This is a genomic window from Actinomadura napierensis (assembly GCF_039529375.1).
Lineage (GTDB): Bacteria > Actinomycetota > Actinomycetes > Streptosporangiales > Streptosporangiaceae > Spirillospora > Spirillospora napierensis.
On the sequence record NZ_BAAAMR010000324.1, the window covers coordinates 1 to 656 of the forward strand.

Consider the following 656-nt stretch of genomic DNA (forward strand, 5'->3'; position numbering starts at 1 on the left):
AATTTTTTTATTTTTATATCCCACTATGACCGTTTTAGCGTCGAGTTTTATCCTCAAGCAAAAATTAAGTTCAAAAACGATATTTGCACTTGTCTTAAGTTACGGAGGAACAGTCATTGTGATGCTCCAAGAGCAAAAGACGCTTCCGGATCAACATAACTTCTGGTTTGGAGCAAGCTTAGTATTTGCTAGTGCAGTTGCTTTTGCTTGCTACCTCTTACTTACCCCACCATTAATTAAAAAATTTGGTTCATGGAACTTAACGGGACTATCTTTATCTGCAGCTTGTATTGGCACACTTATACATTTTCTAATGGTAACCAGTCATCCTGTACAACTACTTAGCTCTTTACCTGTACAAGTTATTTGGTACGGAATCTGTTTAGGTTTATTTGTTACAGTTCTACCCACACTCTTATTAATATTGAGTATAGAGTATGTAGGTGCAACACAATCAGCTATTATTTCATCTATTAGCCCAATTGTTACTATTCTTTTTTCAGTCTTTCTTTTAAATGAGCATTTAAATACAATCCAGTGGCTAGGGTGTTTTCTTAATATTTTTGGTGTAATGCTCATCACACTTAAAAGAAAGTAAAAATAATAATTATTTTATAAAAATTTATTTTAAATATTTTCATTTTTTATTTTCAATG

General features: G+C 31.9%; 1 protein-coding gene. It reads left to right on the forward strand.

All coding sequences use genetic code 11. The features are described 5' to 3' along the window. Positions 1–598: DMT family transporter (locus ABD296_RS49730; RefSeq protein WP_344285597.1), on the forward strand; the 598-nt coding region annotated here is incomplete at its 5' end. Positions 599–656: the final 58 nt, after the last annotated feature.